The 15528-nt window shown below is 70.5% G+C and carries 10 protein-coding genes; 4 read left to right on the top strand and 6 right to left on the bottom strand.

Features of this window, described 5'->3' with window-relative positions; translation table 11 throughout:
- Positions 1-143: 143 nt before the first annotated feature.
- Positions 144-2216, bottom strand: coding sequence for a PhoX family protein (locus ACZ7LV_RS30380; RefSeq protein WP_471943982.1), 2073 nt, complete (start codon positions 2214-2216; stop codon positions 144-146).
- Between the two features lie 247 nt (positions 2217-2463).
- Here ACZ7LV_RS30380 and ACZ7LV_RS30375 point away from each other — a divergent pair, with 247 nt between their 5' ends.
- The 3 genes from ACZ7LV_RS30375 to ACZ7LV_RS30365 all read left to right on the top strand — a co-directional run bounded on the left by ACZ7LV_RS30375 (position 2464) and on the right by ACZ7LV_RS30365 (position 6513).
- Positions 2464-4218, top strand: coding sequence for a VWA domain-containing protein (locus ACZ7LV_RS30375; protein WP_471943974.1), 1755 nt, complete (start codon positions 2464-2466; stop codon positions 4216-4218).
- Between the two features lie 118 nt (positions 4219-4336).
- Positions 4337-6055 carry a methionine--tRNA ligase gene (metG, locus tag ACZ7LV_RS30370; protein ID WP_471943972.1) on the top strand — a complete coding sequence of 573 codons (1719 nt, stop codon included), beginning with the start codon at positions 4337-4339 and terminating at the stop codon, positions 6053-6055.
- A 92-nt stretch (positions 6056-6147) separates the two neighbouring features.
- Positions 6148-6513 (top strand): PH domain-containing protein, encoded by a 366-nt coding sequence (locus ACZ7LV_RS30365; RefSeq protein WP_471943971.1) that lies wholly within the window; start codon positions 6148-6150, stop codon positions 6511-6513.
- Between the two features lie 57 nt (positions 6514-6570).
- Here the strand turns inward: ACZ7LV_RS30365 and aspS are convergent, their stop codons facing one another.
- Positions 6571-8334, bottom strand: coding sequence for an aspartate--tRNA ligase (gene aspS, locus ACZ7LV_RS30360; protein ID WP_471943969.1), 1764 nt, complete (start codon positions 8332-8334; stop codon positions 6571-6573).
- Positions 8335-8475: 141 nt separating this feature from the next.
- On the opposite strand from aspS, the gene ACZ7LV_RS30355 reads away from it, so the two are divergent.
- Positions 8476-10629 carry a SpoIIE family protein phosphatase gene (locus ACZ7LV_RS30355; RefSeq protein WP_471943968.1) on the top strand — a complete coding sequence of 718 codons (2154 nt, stop codon included), beginning with the start codon at positions 8476-8478 and terminating at the stop codon, positions 10627-10629.
- A gap of 22 nt (positions 10630-10651) precedes the next feature.
- Here the strand turns inward: ACZ7LV_RS30355 and ACZ7LV_RS30350 are convergent, their stop codons facing one another.
- The 4 genes from ACZ7LV_RS30350 to ACZ7LV_RS30335 form a co-directional block, all read right to left on the bottom strand.
- On the bottom strand, positions 10652-11707 hold the full coding sequence (locus tag ACZ7LV_RS30350; protein WP_471943967.1) for an AI-2E family transporter: 1056 nt from the start codon (positions 11705-11707) through the stop codon (positions 10652-10654).
- 74 nt (positions 11708-11781) lie between these two features.
- Positions 11782-12759 (bottom strand): pirin family protein, encoded by a 978-nt coding sequence (locus ACZ7LV_RS30345; RefSeq protein ID WP_471943965.1) that lies wholly within the window; start codon positions 12757-12759, stop codon positions 11782-11784.
- 142 nt (positions 12760-12901) lie between these two features.
- A complete protein-coding gene (locus ACZ7LV_RS30340) occupies positions 12902-14842 on the bottom strand; it encodes an Ig-like domain repeat protein (RefSeq protein ID WP_471943964.1) in 1941 nt (646 codons plus the stop codon).
- A 185-nt stretch (positions 14843-15027) separates the two neighbouring features.
- Complete coding sequence (locus tag ACZ7LV_RS30335) at positions 15028-15498, bottom strand: SseB family protein (RefSeq protein WP_401675273.1); 471 nt, start codon at positions 15496-15498, stop codon at positions 15028-15030.
- Positions 15499-15528: the final 30 nt, after the last annotated feature.

Below are 15528 nucleotides of genomic sequence, written 5' to 3'. Positions count from 1 at the left end.
CAACGGCTCGATCACCGCCCACGACTCATCAGTCAACTCATGACGACGCACCACGAACAGACCAACGCACCAACCACTTTACGGACACGACCTAGGGCCTGTCGTGCGGATCGCGCCGCGGCCGCCGCGGCCGTCGAGGCCGCTCAGACGCCGATGTCGCAGCCGTCCTTGCGCCACACGGCCACCACCGCGGGACGGTTCATCTTGCCGGGGCCGTCGGGCCAGGCGCTCAGCGGCTTCTCGGCGGTCGCCCCGTCGAGCTCGCCCGGGTGCTGCACCGCCACCAGGACACGCCGGTCCTGGACGAGCGGGCCACAGGTCTCCGCGCCCTTCGGCACCGTCAGGAACTGCTTCAGCTCACCGCGCCGGTCACCGCGCGTGGCCACACCGAAGAGACCGTCGTGCGAGCCGAGCTGGGCGCCGTCGGTGGAGATCCACAGGTTGCCGTGCGGGTCGAAGGCCACGTTGTCCGGGCAGGAGATCGGGCTGACGTCGTCCTTCGGGAACCCGGCGAAGTAGGTGGCCGGGTCCTCCGGGTCACCGGCGACCAGGAACAGCGACCAGGCGAAACGGGTCGCGTCGGCCCGGTTCCAGCGCTCGGTCAGCTCCAGGATGTGCCCGTGCTTGTTGGCGTTGCGCGGGTTGGCCTCGTCCGCGGCGGCGTTGGTGCCGATGCCGCGGTTGGTGTTGTTGGTGAGCGCGACGTACACCTTGCCGGTGTGCGGGTTGGGCTCGATGTCCTCGGGGCGGTCCATCTTCGTGGCGCCGACCTTGTCACCGGCCAGACGCGTGAAGACGTACACCTCCTCGGCGGTCATGCCCTCGACGTGGGACACGGCGCCGCGCGAGGTGGCCGTGGCCAGCGGGATCCACTCGCCGCTGCCGTCGAACTCGCCGTCCTTCGGGAGCTTGCCGGTGCCGTCGATCTCGATCGCCGGGGAGTCCCCGGTGAGCTTCGCGACGTAGAGGGTGCCCTCGTCCAGCAGCGAGAGGTTGTGCTCGCGCGCGGCGCGGGAGTTGCCCTTCATCATCCGCTTGCTGCCGACGAACTTGTAGAAGTAGTCGAACCGCTCGTCGTCACCGGAGTACACGACCGGGCGGCCGTCGTCCGTCAGGCGCACGGTCGCGCCCTCGTGCTTGAAGCGGCCGAGGCCGGTGTGCTTGCGCGGCTTGGCGTCGGGGTGGTACGGGTCGAGCTCGACGACGTACCCGAAGCGGTGCACCTCGTTCGGCTCCTGCGCGACGTCGAAGCGCTTGTCGAAACGCTCCCACTTGCGCTCGGTGGCGCCGGTGCCGATGCCGTAGCGCTTGTCCGTGGCGCGCGTGGCGTTGCCGAAGTACTGGTTGAAGTTCTCCTCGCCGTGCAGCGTGGTACCCCACGGGGTGACGCCACCGGCGCAGTTGTTGAGGGTGCCGAGCGCCTTGGTGCCGGTCGGGTCGGCGGAGGTCTTCAGCAGGTCGGAGCCGGCGGCGGGGCCGGTGATGCGGAACTCGGTGGTCGCGGTGACGCGCCGGTTGAGCGGGTGCCGGGAGACGGGGGTGAGCTTGCCGGTACGGCGCTCCTCCTCGACGACGACCGCGGACAGGCCGTGCGCGGCCCAGGCGATCTCGACCTGGTCCCTGGTCGGGTTGGCGGCGTCGTAGCCGCGGAACATCAGGATCTCGTCGGTGTACTCGTGGTTGGCGACGAGGATCTGGCGGCCGCGCTCGCCGGGCAGCGGCAGCAGCGCCAGGAAGTCGCAGTTGTAGCCGAACTGACCGGCCTGGGCCTTGGCGGACTGCTTGTCCGGGTCGAAGGCGGGGGCGCCGCGCAGGATGGGCTCGCCCCAGCGGATGACGATGTTCTGGCCGTAGCCCTCGGGGACGGTCACGACGTCGTCGGTGTTCGGCTCGACCGGCGTGAAGCGCAGACCGCGGGCGCCCTTGTCGCCCGGCTTCGGCCACGGCCAGTGACCGGCGGGCGCGGCCTCGGCACGCGGCGCGGCGGCGACACCCGCGGCCGTGCCGGCGGCGGCGGCCGCGGTGACGACGGCGGCGGCGCGCATCACGCCACGGCGGCTGAGGGCGCCGGCGATGACGTCGCCGACGTACGGGTTGGCGGTGGTGTTGGGCACCTCGTGGAAGCAGGCGTCACCACAGCGGAAACGGCAGGTCAGGGCAGATCGTCCGCCCGAATGCGAGTCGTTCGTTCGGATGATCGGCAGCAGATTGCGCACCATTACTCCCCTTGCTTCCCCTTGTATCCAGCGTGACGGACGGTAGGAGGACGTTTGTGCGGGAGCGGAGCCATTGAATGAACGACGCGTGAACCGGGGGTATCGGTCGGGGAGTTGAGGTTTGGCCGCAGTCCGTCCGGGTCCGACCCTTGACGCGGACGCCGTCGGGCCTCCCAGGACCGCTAACCTTACGTGTCCGTCCTGGCCAGGGATTGACGGGCATCAACTCACGCGAAGGGTTGCGCTAATGGGCATTCTCACTCTCCTGCGGAACGCGTTCGGCCGTTCCCGAAAGGGCCGCAGCCCCGAGGCAGAGAGTGTCTCCACGCAGCCGGAATCAACGCCGCCGGCCGCCCCGACACCGACTTCCTCGACACCGGCTCCCACGACGCCGGAGCCGTCGACGCCGACCGCCGAGCCGACGGCCACGACGCCGGACGCTCCCGCCCCCACCCCGCAGGTGCCCGAACCCCGCTCGGAGCACGAACTGGTGTCGGCGGCCTTCGACAAGGTGACGGTCCCCCACCAGACCGGTCCCATTTCAGCCGCCGACCAGAACGGCACAGAGCCCCACCTTCCGGACGCCCGAGTGGAGTCCGACCCGACGGCACACCCGACCGCCGAGCCCGAGGCGGGCCCCGAGGCGGAGGCCACCTCCACGCCGGAAGCGGAGCCGGAGCCGGAGGCGTCGGAGAACGACGGGCCGGCCACCCCGCCGACGGCAGAAGCGGAACCGACCGCCACCCCGGAGCCCGAGGGGACGACCGACGCCGAGTCCGTTGTCGCGGCGGAGGCCGAGGCGGACCCCGAGGCCGAGGCCGCCTCCACGCCGGAGGCGGAGCCGGAGGCTGAGGCGTCGGAGAACGACAAGCCGGCCACCACGCCGACGGCAGAAGCGGAACCGACCGCCACCCCGGAACCCAAGGGGACGACCGACGCCGAGTCCGCTGTCGTGGCAGAGGCCGAGGTCCACCCGGAGCCGGACACGGCAACCGCCACCGAGCCGACCGCGCAGCCGACGGACGAGCCCGAGTCCGAGACGGAGCCGCAGGAGGAGGTGGAGCCCGAGACCGCAGCGGACGCCGAGCCGCAGGCCGAGGCCGAAGCGGAAGCGGAGCCCGAGGCCGACCCGGCCCCGCAGACCGCAGCCGACGCCGAGCCGCAGGCCGAGGCAGAACCGACTGCGACGCCGGACCCGCAGCCGCAGGACGCGGCGACGGCGGAAGCGGAGCCTGAGGCCGACCCCGCCCCGCAGCCGGAGGTCGATGCCGAGGTCGTGTCGGAGCCGGTCGCCGAGGAGCCCGCCTCAGCCGACGCCGCGCAGGCGCCCCCCACGGCAGCCGCAGGCGACGCGCACGACACCCCCGTACCGCCCACCCTCCGCACGGCATACTCCGCGGCCGCCGCCACCCTCACCGCGCACGGCCTCACGACCGCCGCCCCCACCAAGATCCACCTCGTCCTCGACCGCTCGGCGTCCATGCGCCCGTACTACAAGGACGGCTCCGCCCAGGCCCTCGCGGAGCAGACCCTCGCGCTCGCCGCCCATCTCGACCCCGAGGCGACGGTGCACGTCACCTTCTTCTCCACCGAGCTCGACGGGACCGGCGAGCTGACCCTCGCCGACCACGAGAACAAGATCGACGAGCTGCACGCCGCCTTCGGCCGCATGGGCCGTACCAGCTACCACGTCGCCGTGGAGGACGTCCTCGCCCACCACGACAAGGCGGCCGCCCCCGGCACCCCGGCGCTGGTGATCTTCCAGACCGACGGCGCCCCCGACGCCAAGACCCCCGCCACCCAGGCCCTGACGGACGCCGCGAAAACCCACCCGCACCTGCACTTCGCGTTCGTCGCCTTCGGTGAGCACGACAACAAGGCCTTCGACTACCTGCGCAAACTGAAGACCGGCAACACGTCCTTCTTCCACGCGGGCCCCACCCCGAAGGAACTCACGGACTCCGAGTTCTACGAGGGCGTCCTCGCGGACTGGCGCCCGTAGCCCCCGCACCACCCCGGCCGCCCGCCTCCCACCCCTCAAAACGGGAGGCGGGCGGCCCACCCATGTCGGCTACGATTTCAAGGTTCGCAAGGAAACGACCGACCTGGGAGCAGCCGCGATGGCTCGACACCTCATCACCAGCGCCCTTCCGTACATCAACGGGATCAAGCACCTGGGCAACATGGTGGGGTCCATGCTCCCGGCGGACGTGTACGCCCGCTACCTGCGCCAGCGTGGCCACGACGTCCTCTACATCTGCGCCACCGACGAGCACGGCACCCCCGCCGAGCTCGCCGCCAAGGAGCAGGGCCTCCCGGTCGACGAGTTCTGCGCCCAGGCGCACGACGCCCAGAAGGCGGTCTACGACGGCTTCGCGCTCGCGTTCGACTACTTCGGCCGCAGCTCCTCCCCGCAGAACGTCGAGATCACCCAGCACTTCGCGCGCAGGCTCCACGAGAACGGCTTCATCGAGGAGCGCGCGATCCGCCAGGTGTACAGCCCCACCGACGGCCGCTTCCTCCCGGACCGCTATGTGGAGGGCACCTGCCCCCACTGCGGCTACGACAAGGCCCGCGGCGACCAGTGCGAGAACTGCACCCGGGTCCTGGACCCGACCGACCTGATCAACCCCCGCTCGGCGATCTCCGGCTCCACGGACCTGGAGGTCCGCGAGACCAAGCACCTCTTCCTCCTCCAGTCCAAGCTCCAGCACGAGGTCGAGGCCTGGGTCTCCCGCCACGAGGACGACTGGCCCCAGCTGGCCTCCTCCATCGCCCGCAAGTGGCTGAACGAGGGGCTGCACGACCGCGCCATCACCCGTGACCTGGACTGGGGCGTCCCGGTCCCCGCCGACACCTGGCCGGACCTCGCGGCCGAGGGCAAGGTCTTCTACGTCTGGTTCGACGCCCCGATCGAGTACATCGGCGCGACGAAGGAGTGGTCCGACCAGGACCCGGAGAACCGCGACTGGAAGTCCTGGTGGTACGAGGCGGACGACACCGTCCGCTACACCGAGTTCATGGCGAAGGACAACGTCCCCTTCCACACCGTGATGTTCCCGGCCACCGAGCTGGGCGTGCGCGAGCCGTGGAAGAAGGTCGACTTCGTGAAGGCCTTCAACTGGCTGACGTACTACGGCGGCAAGTTCTCCACGAGCCAGAAGCGCGGCGTCTTCACCGACCACGCGCTGGAGATCCTCCCCGCCGACTACTGGCGCTACTTCCTGATCGCCAACGCCCCCGAGTCCGACGACTCGTCGTTCACCTGGGAGCACTTCACGGCGACGGTGAACAAGGACCTCGCCGACACCCTCGGCAACTTCGTCAACCGTGTCCTGTCCTTCTCCAAGAAGCGCTTCGGCGAGGAGGTCCCGGCCGGCGGCGAGCCCGGTCCGGCGGAGGCGGCGCTGGGTGAGGAGATCGCCCGCCTGCTCACCGAGTACGAGCAGCAGATGGAGGCCCTCCAGTTCCGCAAGGCGGCGGCCGCGCTGCGTGCTCTGTGGTCGGCCGGCAACTCCTACCTGGAGGAGAAGGCCCCCTGGCTGGAGATCAAGACGGACAAGGACGGCGCCGCCCTCACGCTGCGCACCGCGATGAACCTCATCCACCTCTACTCGGTGGTCTCGGAACCCTTCATCCCGGCGACCTCGGCGGCGATGCGCCAGGCCTTCTCGCTCACCGGTGACGACGCCACCTGGGTCTCGGCGGACGAGGCGACGTCGCTGACCTCCGTGCCGGCCGGCACCCCGTTCACGGTCCCGCCGGTCCTGTTCGCCAAGCTGACCGAGGACGACCTGGCCGCGTACAAGGAGCGCTTCGGCGGGGAAACAGCCGCGTAACAGCCCTTCTCGGACCCCTCACTCCACCGGTATATCTGGCCGGGATCCCGTGATCGGCCAGGTCACGCGGCACACGAGTGGGGGGTCTCGTCATGGCTCTGTTCGGCAACGCGCACAGCATCGATCCGGCGACGGCCGCGCAGGACTACGCGCGCCTGCTGGGCCAGGGGGAGCAGGTGTACGCCGCGTACCTGCTGATCCGCGACACCATGCTGTTCACCGACCGCCGCCTCATCATGGTCGACAAGCAGGGCATCACCGGCAAGAAGGTGGAGTACCACTCCCTCCCGTACCGCAGCATCACGCACTTCGCCGTCGAGACCGCGGGCACCTTCGACCTCGACGCCGAACTGAAGATCTGGCTCTCCGGCTCCCAGATGCCGATCCAGAAGACCTTCACCAAGGGCGTCGACATCTACGAGGTCCAGGCCATCCTCACCCAGTTCGTGGCCCGCTGACGGCACACGACAAAGGGGGCCGGCGTCGAGAACGCCGGCCCCCCTTCGTCGCGGTGACTACTTCGGCTGCGGCCGCCGCACCGTCAGGTGCAGCTCCTTCAGCCGGGCCTCCTCCAGCTCCGTGGGGGCGCCCATCATCAGGTCCTGGGCGTTGCCGTTGAGCGGGAACGAGATGGTCTCGCGGATGTTGGGCTCGTCCGCGAGGAGCATGACGATGCGGTCGACGCCGGGGGCGATGCCGCCGTGCGGCGGGGCGCCGAAGCGGAACGCGCGCAGCATGCCGGCGAACTTCTCCTCGACGGTCTCCCGGTCGTACCCGGCGATCTCGAAGGCCTTGAGCATGATCTCCGGCTCGTGGTTCCGGATCGCGCCGGAGGACAGCTCGACGCCGTTGCAGACGATGTCGTACTGCCAGCCCAGGATGTCCAGCGGGTCCTGGGTCCGCAGGGCCTCCAGGCCGCCCTGCGGCATGGAGAACGGGTTGTGCGAGAAGTCGATCGCGCCGGTCTCCTCGTCCTTCTCGTACATCGGGAAGTCGACGATCCAGCAGAAGCGGAAGACGCCCTCCTCGAAGTGGCCGGCCCGCTTGGCGGCCTCGACGCGCACCGCGCCCATGATCTTCGAGACCTCGTCGAACTCGCCCGCGCCGAAGAACACCGCGTGACCGGCGGACAGCGAGAGCCGCTTGGTCAGCTCGGCGACGTCGTCCTCGGTGAGGAACTTCGCGATCGGCCCGGACAGCGTGCCGTCCTCGGCGACCCGCACCCACGCGAGGCCCTTGGCGCCCAGCGTGACGGCGTAGTCGCCGAGCTGGTCGAAGAACTTCCGGGGCTGCGCGGAGACGTCCGGCACGGGCAGCGCCCGCACGTGCTTGCCGGCGAAGGCCTTGAACTCCGAGCCCTCGAAGATGTCGGTGATGTCCACCAGCTCCAGCTGGGCGCGCAGGTCCGGCTTGTCGGAGCCGTACTTCAGCATCGCCTCGCGGAACGGGATCCGCGGGAACGGGGACGTGACATGGCGCCCACCGCCGAACTCCTCGAACAGCTCGGTCATCAGCCGCTCGACCGGCTGGAAGACGTCCTCCTGCTCGACGAAGGACATCTCGACGTCGAGCTGGTAGAACTCGCCCGGCGAGCGGTCCGCCCGCGCGTCCTCGTCGCGGAAGCAGGGCGCGATCTGGAAGTAGCGGTCGAAGCCGGAGATCATCAGCAGCTGCTTGAACTGCTGCGGCGCCTGCGGGAGGGCGTAGAACTTGCCCGGGTTCAGGCGGGAGGGGACGACGAAGTCGCGGGCGCCCTCGGGGGAGGTCGCCGACAGGATCGGGGTGGCCATCTCGTTGAAGCCGAGGGCGACCATCTTCGAGCGGATCGCGGCGATCACCGAGGAGCGCAGCATGATGTTGCGGTGCATCCGCTCGCGGCGCAGGTCCAGGAAGCGGTACTCCAGGCGCCGCTCCTCGTTGACCCCGTCCTCGGCGTTGATCGTGAAGGGCAGCGGGGCGGCCGCGCCCAGCACCTCGACGTCACCGACCTCGATCTCGATCTCGCCGGTGGGCAGCTCGGGGTTGATGTTCTCGGCGCCCCGCGAGACGACCTGGCCGTCGACCCGGACGACGGTCTCCTTGGAGAGCTTGTCCAGCGCCTCGTAGGCTGCGGTGTTCGGCCGGGCGACCAGCTGGGTGATGCCGTAGTGATCGCGCAGATCGATGAAGAGGATGCCGCCCAGGTCGCGCCGATTGTGCAGCCAGCCACTCAGCCGGACGTCGGTGCCGACGTCAGAGGCGCGGAGCTCGCCGCAGGTGTGGGACCTGTACCGATGCATCGTCGTTCATCCAGCCTTCGCAGATCGGGGGTGTTTCACGTGAAACACCCCCAGGGTACCGGCCGTCCGGGACGGCCTCTCCATGATTACGGGGGAGGGCTTCGGTGGCAGCGTCCGATCACCTCTCCCTAGAGTGGGGCAATGCGCACTGGTGAGCCCCTGCCCGCCGTGGGGCAGGTTCTCGCCGCCCTCGCGACCGGCCTGTGGCAATGGGACACGGCCACGAAACTGGTCACGGTGGATGCCGAGGCCGCTCGGCTGCTCGGTCTGCCCGCCGAGCGGACGACCCTCACCGAGGCCCAGACCAGGGCCCGGCTGCACCCCGTGGACTGGAACGAGATCATCAGCGTCGTCGGCCTCGCCGTCGCCGAGGGCACGCTCGCCGAGGTCCGGGTCCGGATCATGAACGAGCGGGGCCGGATCATCCGCACCGTCCGCAGCCGGTCCAAGCCGAGCTACGACCCCGAGCGCCGGGCCTTCCAGCTGATCGGCACCCTCCAGGAGGTCACCGACCCCTCACCGGGCACCCCGGCCGGCCGCCGCGCGGTCACCGGCGACTGGCGGCGCTCCCGTGAGGCGTTCCTGCTGGACGCGGGCCGGGCGCTGGCCGAGGCGCGCTCCACGGCCGAGGTGCTGCGGGTGGCGGCCGGACTGTCGATGCCGGGCTTCTCCCCGGACGGCCTCGCCGTCTTCGGCGTGGAGGGCGACCGGCTGACGATCATCGGCCACCACGGACACCAGCCCGGCGACGAGGACCCCTTCTCGCAGATGTCCCTGGTGACGGACTACCCGGCGGCGGAGGTCGCGCGGACCGGCCGGGCCGTCTATCTGTCCTCACCCGAGCAGTACAAGGCGCGCTATCCGCTCACCTGGCACCTCGCCGCGCAGTTCGGCCGCCAGTCCTGGGCCTTCCTTCCGCTGACCGTCGCCGGGCGCACCATGGGCGCCTGGATGGCGGCCTTCGCCTATCCGGTCACGTTCACCCCGGACGAGAGATCCGTGCTGACCACGGTCGCCCGGATGCTGGCGCAGGCGCTCGCCCGGGCCGGGACCGCCGAGTCCGAGCGCGAGCTGACCGACGGCCTCCAGCGCTCCATGCTGCCCACGCTGGGCCTGGAGATCCCCGGCATGAGCGTCGCCGCCCGGTACATACCCACCGGCGGCGGCCTCCAGGTCGGCGGCGACTGGTACGACATGATCCCGCTGCCGGGGGGCACCTCCCGGTCACCGTCTGGGGGAGGACGGTTCGCCCTCGTCATCGGTGACGTACAGGGGCACGACGTACGGGCCGCGGGCCTGATGGGCCAGTTGCGGATCGCCCTGCGGGCGTACGCGGCCGAGGGCCACCGCCCGGATGCCGTACTGTCCCGCGCCTCCCGCTTCCTGCACGGCATCGCCACCACCGACGAGGACCCCTCCGACCTGCGTTTCGCGACCTGTCTCTACGTCGAGGTCGACCCCGAGACCGGGGTGCTGGAGATCGCCCGCGCCGGGCATCCGGAGCCGGCGATCCGGATGACGGACGGCACGGTCCTGAGGAGCCCGACGGCCGGTGGGCTGCCGCTGGGCATCGACCCGGACGCCGACTACCCCACCACCCAGCTGGTCCTCGAACCCGGCGAGACCATGATGATCTGCACCGACGGCCTGATCGAGACCGGAGGGCACGACCTGGAGACCGGGTGGGCGCGCATCCGCGCCATCCTGGAGGAGCACAAGGGAGACCTGGAGGAACTGGCCGAGTCCCTGGTGCAGGCCGTGCACGGGCCGTCCTCCCACCACACCACCGGCCCCCTGGCCGACCGGCGCGAGGACGACATCGCCGTCCTGCTGCTGTGCCGGGACGGCGAGGACTGCGGCTGCGGCGACACGGTGGTCGCGCAGCCGCGTCGCCGGCGCACCATGCTGACGGTCGCCCAGGCGGAGCCCGAGCGGGTCGCCGTGGCACGGCAGCAGCTGCGCGAGCTGCTGCACGACTGGAGCTCCTCCGACCAGGTCGACTCGGCGGTGCTGCTGCTGTCCGAGATGCTGACCAACGTCCTCGTCCACACCGACACCGACGCGCTGCTGGTCGTCGAGGTCTCCGGGGAGCCGGGCGAGCGGCGGATACGGGTGGAGGTCACCGACGCCGGTGACGACCTGCCGCACATGCGCCGGCCCGGCGAGCTCGCGTCGTCGGGCCGGGGCCTGATGCTGATCGAACTCCTCGCGCACTCGTGGGGGGTCGACCCACGGGGCCAGGGCAAGAGCATCTGGTTCGAGCTCGACGAGTCCGACGACACCGCGGCCCTCTGATTTCCGTGCTTCCGGCCGGCCGCTACGGCTGCTGCCCCGCCGCCTTCGGCGGTGTCCCGTGCCGGTCCCGCAGTTCGTGGACGACTCCGAAGGCGGCCGCGGTGAGCGGCACCGACAGCAGGATGCCGAGGATCCCGGCGACGGACGCCCCGGCGGTGATCGCGATCATCACCGCCGCCGGATGCATGTGCACCGTCCGGCTCTGCACCAGCGGCTGGAGCACATGGCCCTCCAGCACCTGCACGGCGAGCACCACCCCGAGCGCCCACAGCGCGATCACGAACCCCCGGTCGGCGAGCGCCACCAGCACGGCCACGGCGCCGGAGAGGAAGGCGCCGAGGTAGGGGATGTACGCCGCGACGAAGACCAGCGCGCCCAGCCCGACCGCGCCGGGCACGCGGAGGATCAGCAGGCCGATCGTGATGCACACGGCGTCGATGAAGGCGATGAAGGTGGTGCCCCGCATGAACCCCTCGACGGCGCGGAAGGCGCGCCGGGCCATGGCCTCCACGGTGTCGGCGGCCCCGCTGGGCACGAGAGCGCGCAGTCCGCCCGCGGCCCGGTGGGAGTCGCGCAGGAAGAAGAAGACGAGCAGCAGCGACAGCACGGCCAGGGCGATGGTCTCGCCGACCACGCTGATGCCGCTGATCACGCCGGAGGCGGCCGTCCCGCCGAACTTGCCCAGCAGCTCGCGGGAGTTGGCGGCGATGTCGTCCAGCGAGGTGCCGGCCGCGCCGAAGTACCGGGCGATGTCCTGGGCCGCCTGCCGCAGCGAGGCGACGATCTGGTCGCCGGACTCGATGAGCGCGGCGACCACGATGTACATCGCGCCGCCCACCACCGCCACCACGGCGACACAGGTGAGCGCGGCGGCGGCGGACCGGTTGACGCCGACGCCCACGAGCCGCCGGTGCAGCGGCCCCAGCAGCGCCGTGCCGAGCAGCGCGAGGAGCACCGGCACGACGGCGGTGCGCAGCGCGCCGCAGAGCAGGATCCCGACCCAGCCGACGCCGGCGGCCAGCAGCACGACGGCGCACCAGGCGGCGAACCGCCGTACGGGAACGGGAAGCAGATGCACGCCTCCCACCCGATCACGCGACGGCCGGGCTGTCCTGTGCGGACGGCCCGGCCGGGTGACGACGCGTCAGGACATCAGTCCCGCGGGCCGCTCTCCGTCATCCCGTGCACCGCCGGGACGGTGCCCAGGCGGCCCTTCTGGAAGTCCTCGAAGGCCTGCATCAGCTCGTCCTTGGTGTTCATCACGAACGGGCCGTAGTGGGCCATCGGCTCCCGGATCGGCCGGCCGCCGAGGAGGACGACCTCCAGGTCGGGCGTGTTCGAGTCCTGCTTCTCGTCCGCGCGGACGGTCAGCGCGGACCCCGCGCCGAAGACCGCGGTCTGACCGAGGTGGATCGGCCGCCGCTCGGCTCCCACCGTGCCCCGTCCGGCCAGCACGTAGGCCAGACCGTTGAAGTCCTCCCGCCACGGCAGGGTGACCTCCGCGCCCGGCGCGATCGTCGCATGGATCATGCTGATCGGCGTGTGCGTGATGCCGGGTCCGGCGTGACCGTCCAGCTCACCGGCGATGACACGGAGCAGCGCGCCGCCGTCGGGGGTGGTCAGCAGCTGCACGTTGCCGCCGCGGATGTCCTGGTAGCGAGGGGCCATCATCTTGTCCTTGGCCGGCAGGTTCACCCACAGCTGGAGGCCGTGGAAGAGACCGCCGGACATCACCAGGTGCTCCGGCGGGGCCTCGATGTGCAGCAGGCCGGAGCCCGCGGTCATCCACTGGGTGTCGCCGTTGGTGATGGTGCCGCCGCCGCCGTTGGAGTCATGGTGGTCGAAGATCCCGTCGATGATGTAGGTGACGGTCTCGAAGCCGCGGTGCGGGTGCCAGGGCGTGCCCTTCGGCTCTCCGGGCGCGTAGTCCACCTCGCCCATCTGGTCCATCATGATGAACGGGTCGAGGTGGCGGTAGTTGATCCCCGCGAACGCCCGGCGCACCGGGAAGCCCTCACCCTCGAAGCCGCTGGGCGCGGTCGTGACGGTGATCACGGGACGCGCGACGGCATCCGCCGGCGCGGTCACACGGGGCAGCGTCAGCGGGTTCTCGACGGTCACTGCGGGCATGTCGGTACCTCCTTGGGCGACGTGCGGTCCACTTTAGTTGAGCGTTGAACTTTCTGCCACCCCACAACGACGACGGCCCGGGGGACATTCCCTCCGGGCCGTCGTCGTCGCGCGGGTGCGCCGGATCCTCGGTTCACTTCCCTCAGTTGCTGAAGTACAAGTACTTCCACGACCCGTACGTCGTGGAGTTCACCGAGTCGCCGGACGAGCCGTTGACGTAGACCGAGCGCATCCGGGCCCGGATCCCGGCCTCACCGGGGGCCTCCAGGGTCACGGCCGACTTGCCGGCCAGACCGAGCGCGAAGTACATCGAATCCGCGGAGTACCAGGTGCCCTGGTAGTAGACCTGGAGGTCGAAGCGCTGCTGACGGCCCGGGTAGTAGGTCATCGTCGTGGTGAGCAGCGGGTCGGTGTTCTTGTGGAACCAGTAGTAGGACGTCGAGCCGATCTTGGCCGTCTTGTAGTGCTTGGAGACGGCGGTGGAGACCTTGACCCGGGCGAAGGCCGTGGACTTCACGGTCTTCGGGTTGTAACGGGCGTCACCCCGGAAGACCGCGGTGACGTTGGTGTCGCGGGTCATGTCGACCCAGGCCGCGATGTTGCCCTGGGAGTCGACCTTGCCGAGCTTGATCCGCTTGTTGGGCTTGTCGCCGCCGAACGGGTCGGCCCAGATCTCCACCGAGCGGTTCTTGTACGTCGTGCCGAGGTGCGCCACGAACCGGACGTCGGAGCCGTAGTTGTACAGCTTGCCGTTGTTGTTCAGGCTCAGCGAGGTCGAGGCACGCGAGACCACGACGCTGTCCGACGCGGTGGCCGCCGTGTGGGCCGCGTCACCGGCGTAGGACACCTTGTAGGTGACCTTGGCGCCGGCCGGCGGGGTGTCGGAGAAGGAGTACGTGCCGTTCGACTGCACGGTGACGGACGGCAGCGCCTTGCCGTTCGGGCTCTCCATGTCGGTGCGGGTGACCGACAGCTTCGCCCCGGCGGGCAGCGCGACGCTCGCCGTGATCTTCCCGGTGACCGTGAGCTTCTTGGCCCGGGGCGCGGTGGCGGGCGCGGCGACGGTGAGGGTCGGCACGCTGAGCGTCGGGCCCGAGAACGTCTTGAGCGTGAAGGTGCCGTTCCCGTTCCCGCTCAGGGCGAAGACCCGTGAGGAGTCGGGCGCCCAGGCCACGTCACCGATCATGGAGGTGCCGGTGTCGAAGCGGCGAACCGGCTTGCTCTCGCCCGTCTTGTAGACGTTCACATGGCGGTCGTAGGTCTGGGCGATCAGGCCGCTCGGCGAGACGGCGGCCGCCCAGCCGGCCTCGTTCAGGCTCGTGCCGTCGGTGAAGGTGCCGTCGGCGTAGGCGAGCCTGCGCTCGCCGTTCCACAGCACCTGGGAGGTTCCGGGCACGAGGTCGACGTCCGAGAAGTAGCGCCCGCGGTCGCTCTTGGCGACCACCTGCGGAGCGGCGCCGGAGACGTCGAGGACGTTCGTCGCGCCGGGGCTGTCACCGCTGTCGGTGAAGGAGAGCAGCCCGGGGGCGGACGGATTCGCGTCGAGGATCGCCGCGTTGTAGTACGGGGCCACCCCTTCCGGGAGCTGCCCCAGGGTCACCGCGGCGGCCGGGTCGGCGGCCACCGGGTCGACCGAGCCCAGATTGCCGTGGAAGCCGTCCTCGGCCTGCGTGCGGTACGAGAACCAGAGCCGCCCGCCGGCGAACGCGACCTCCTGCGGGTCGACCTCGGCGCCGAGGTCGTAGGTGTGCCTGGTCTCCAGGGTGGCCGGGTCCAGGGCCACGATCGCGTGGCCGCCGGGCCGGGCCGCGTACAGCGTGCTGCCGTCGTCGGACAGTGCCAGGTCGCCGACGTCGCCGAAACCGCCGGTCTGGTCGACCAGGGTGCCGTTGTAGTCCGTGGCCAGGACCCGGCCGTCGGCCCGGTCCGCGACGAACACCCGCTTGAGCGTGCCGTCGGCGACAAGTCCGACGGGACTGACGAGAACGGCCGAGGCGGCCGAAGCCGTACCGGCCGATACGACGCTCAGCGCCGCCGAGCTGAAGAGGACCGCGAGCGCCGTCGCGGTCGAAGTGCTGCGCATACGCACAGTGCTGAACCCCCACAAGGAATCCCGGCCGAACCGGGAGGTGAAAAGCGCCGCGCGACACCCGGGGGATCGCGGGATGACGCGATCACGCACGGGGCGCGGCTGCCGGGGGCAGCATAGAACATGAGGACGACAATCGAACGCCTGTTTATTCGACGTCCGGCCCGCCCTCGGACGACTCAGCCGTACATCCGCCGCATGGCGAAGTCGACCATCTCCTCGACGGCCTTCGCGTCGAACACCATCCGGTGCTCCCCCTCCATGTCGAGGACGAAGCCGTAGCCGGTCGGCAGCAGGTCGATCACCTCGGAACCGGTGATCACGAAGTACTTGGACTCCTTGCCCGCGTACCGCCGCAGCTCCTTGAGCGAGGTGAACATCGGGATCACGGGCTGCTGGGTGTTGTGCAGGGCGAGGAAGCCCGGGTTGTCACCGCGCGGGCAGTAGACCTTGGACGTCGCGAAGACCTGCTGGAAGTCCTCCGCGGCCAGCTGCCCGGTGGTGAAGGCGCGCACCGCGTCCGCGAGCGAGGGCGGCGACGGCTCGGGATACAGCGGCGGCTGCTGCCCGTAGCCCCCGGCACCGGGCATCTGCTGCTGCGACTGGGCGTACTGCTGGCCCACACCCGCGCTCTGGTCGTAGCCGTACATGCACGCAAGAGTACTGACCGACCACGAGGG

This window comes from Streptomyces sp. NPDC107562 (assembly GCF_055657325.1).
Note: the sequence above shows the minus strand (reverse complement) of the source record. Positions and strands in the feature narration are given on the sequence as shown.

What these genes read in the sequence shown, in the direction of transcription:
- ACZ7LV_RS30375 (WP_471943974.1), top strand. Translation starts at nt 2,464, where the DNA reads ATGGGCATTCTCACTCTCCTGCGGAACGCGTTCGGCCGTTCCCGAAAG.
- metG (WP_471943972.1), top strand. Translation starts at nt 4,337, where the DNA reads ATGGCTCGACACCTCATCACCAGCGCCCTTCCGTACATCAACGGGATC.
- ACZ7LV_RS30365 (WP_471943971.1), top strand. Translation starts at nt 6,148, where the DNA reads ATGGCTCTGTTCGGCAACGCGCACAGCATCGATCCGGCGACGGCCGCG.
- aspS (WP_471943969.1), bottom strand. Translation starts at nt 8,334, where the DNA reads ATGCATCGGTACAGGTCCCACACCTGCGGCGAGCTCCGCGCCTCTGAC.
- ACZ7LV_RS30355 (WP_471943968.1), top strand. Translation starts at nt 8,476, where the DNA reads ATGCGCACTGGTGAGCCCCTGCCCGCCGTGGGGCAGGTTCTCGCCGCC.
- ACZ7LV_RS30345 (WP_471943965.1), bottom strand. Translation starts at nt 12,759, where the DNA reads ATGCCCGCAGTGACCGTCGAGAACCCGCTGACGCTGCCCCGTGTGACC.
- ACZ7LV_RS30340 (WP_471943964.1), bottom strand. Translation starts at nt 14,842, where the DNA reads ATGCGCAGCACTTCGACCGCGACGGCGCTCGCGGTCCTCTTCAGCTCG.
- ACZ7LV_RS30335 (WP_401675273.1), bottom strand. Translation starts at nt 15,498, where the DNA reads ATGTACGGCTACGACCAGAGCGCGGGTGTGGGCCAGCAGTACGCCCAG.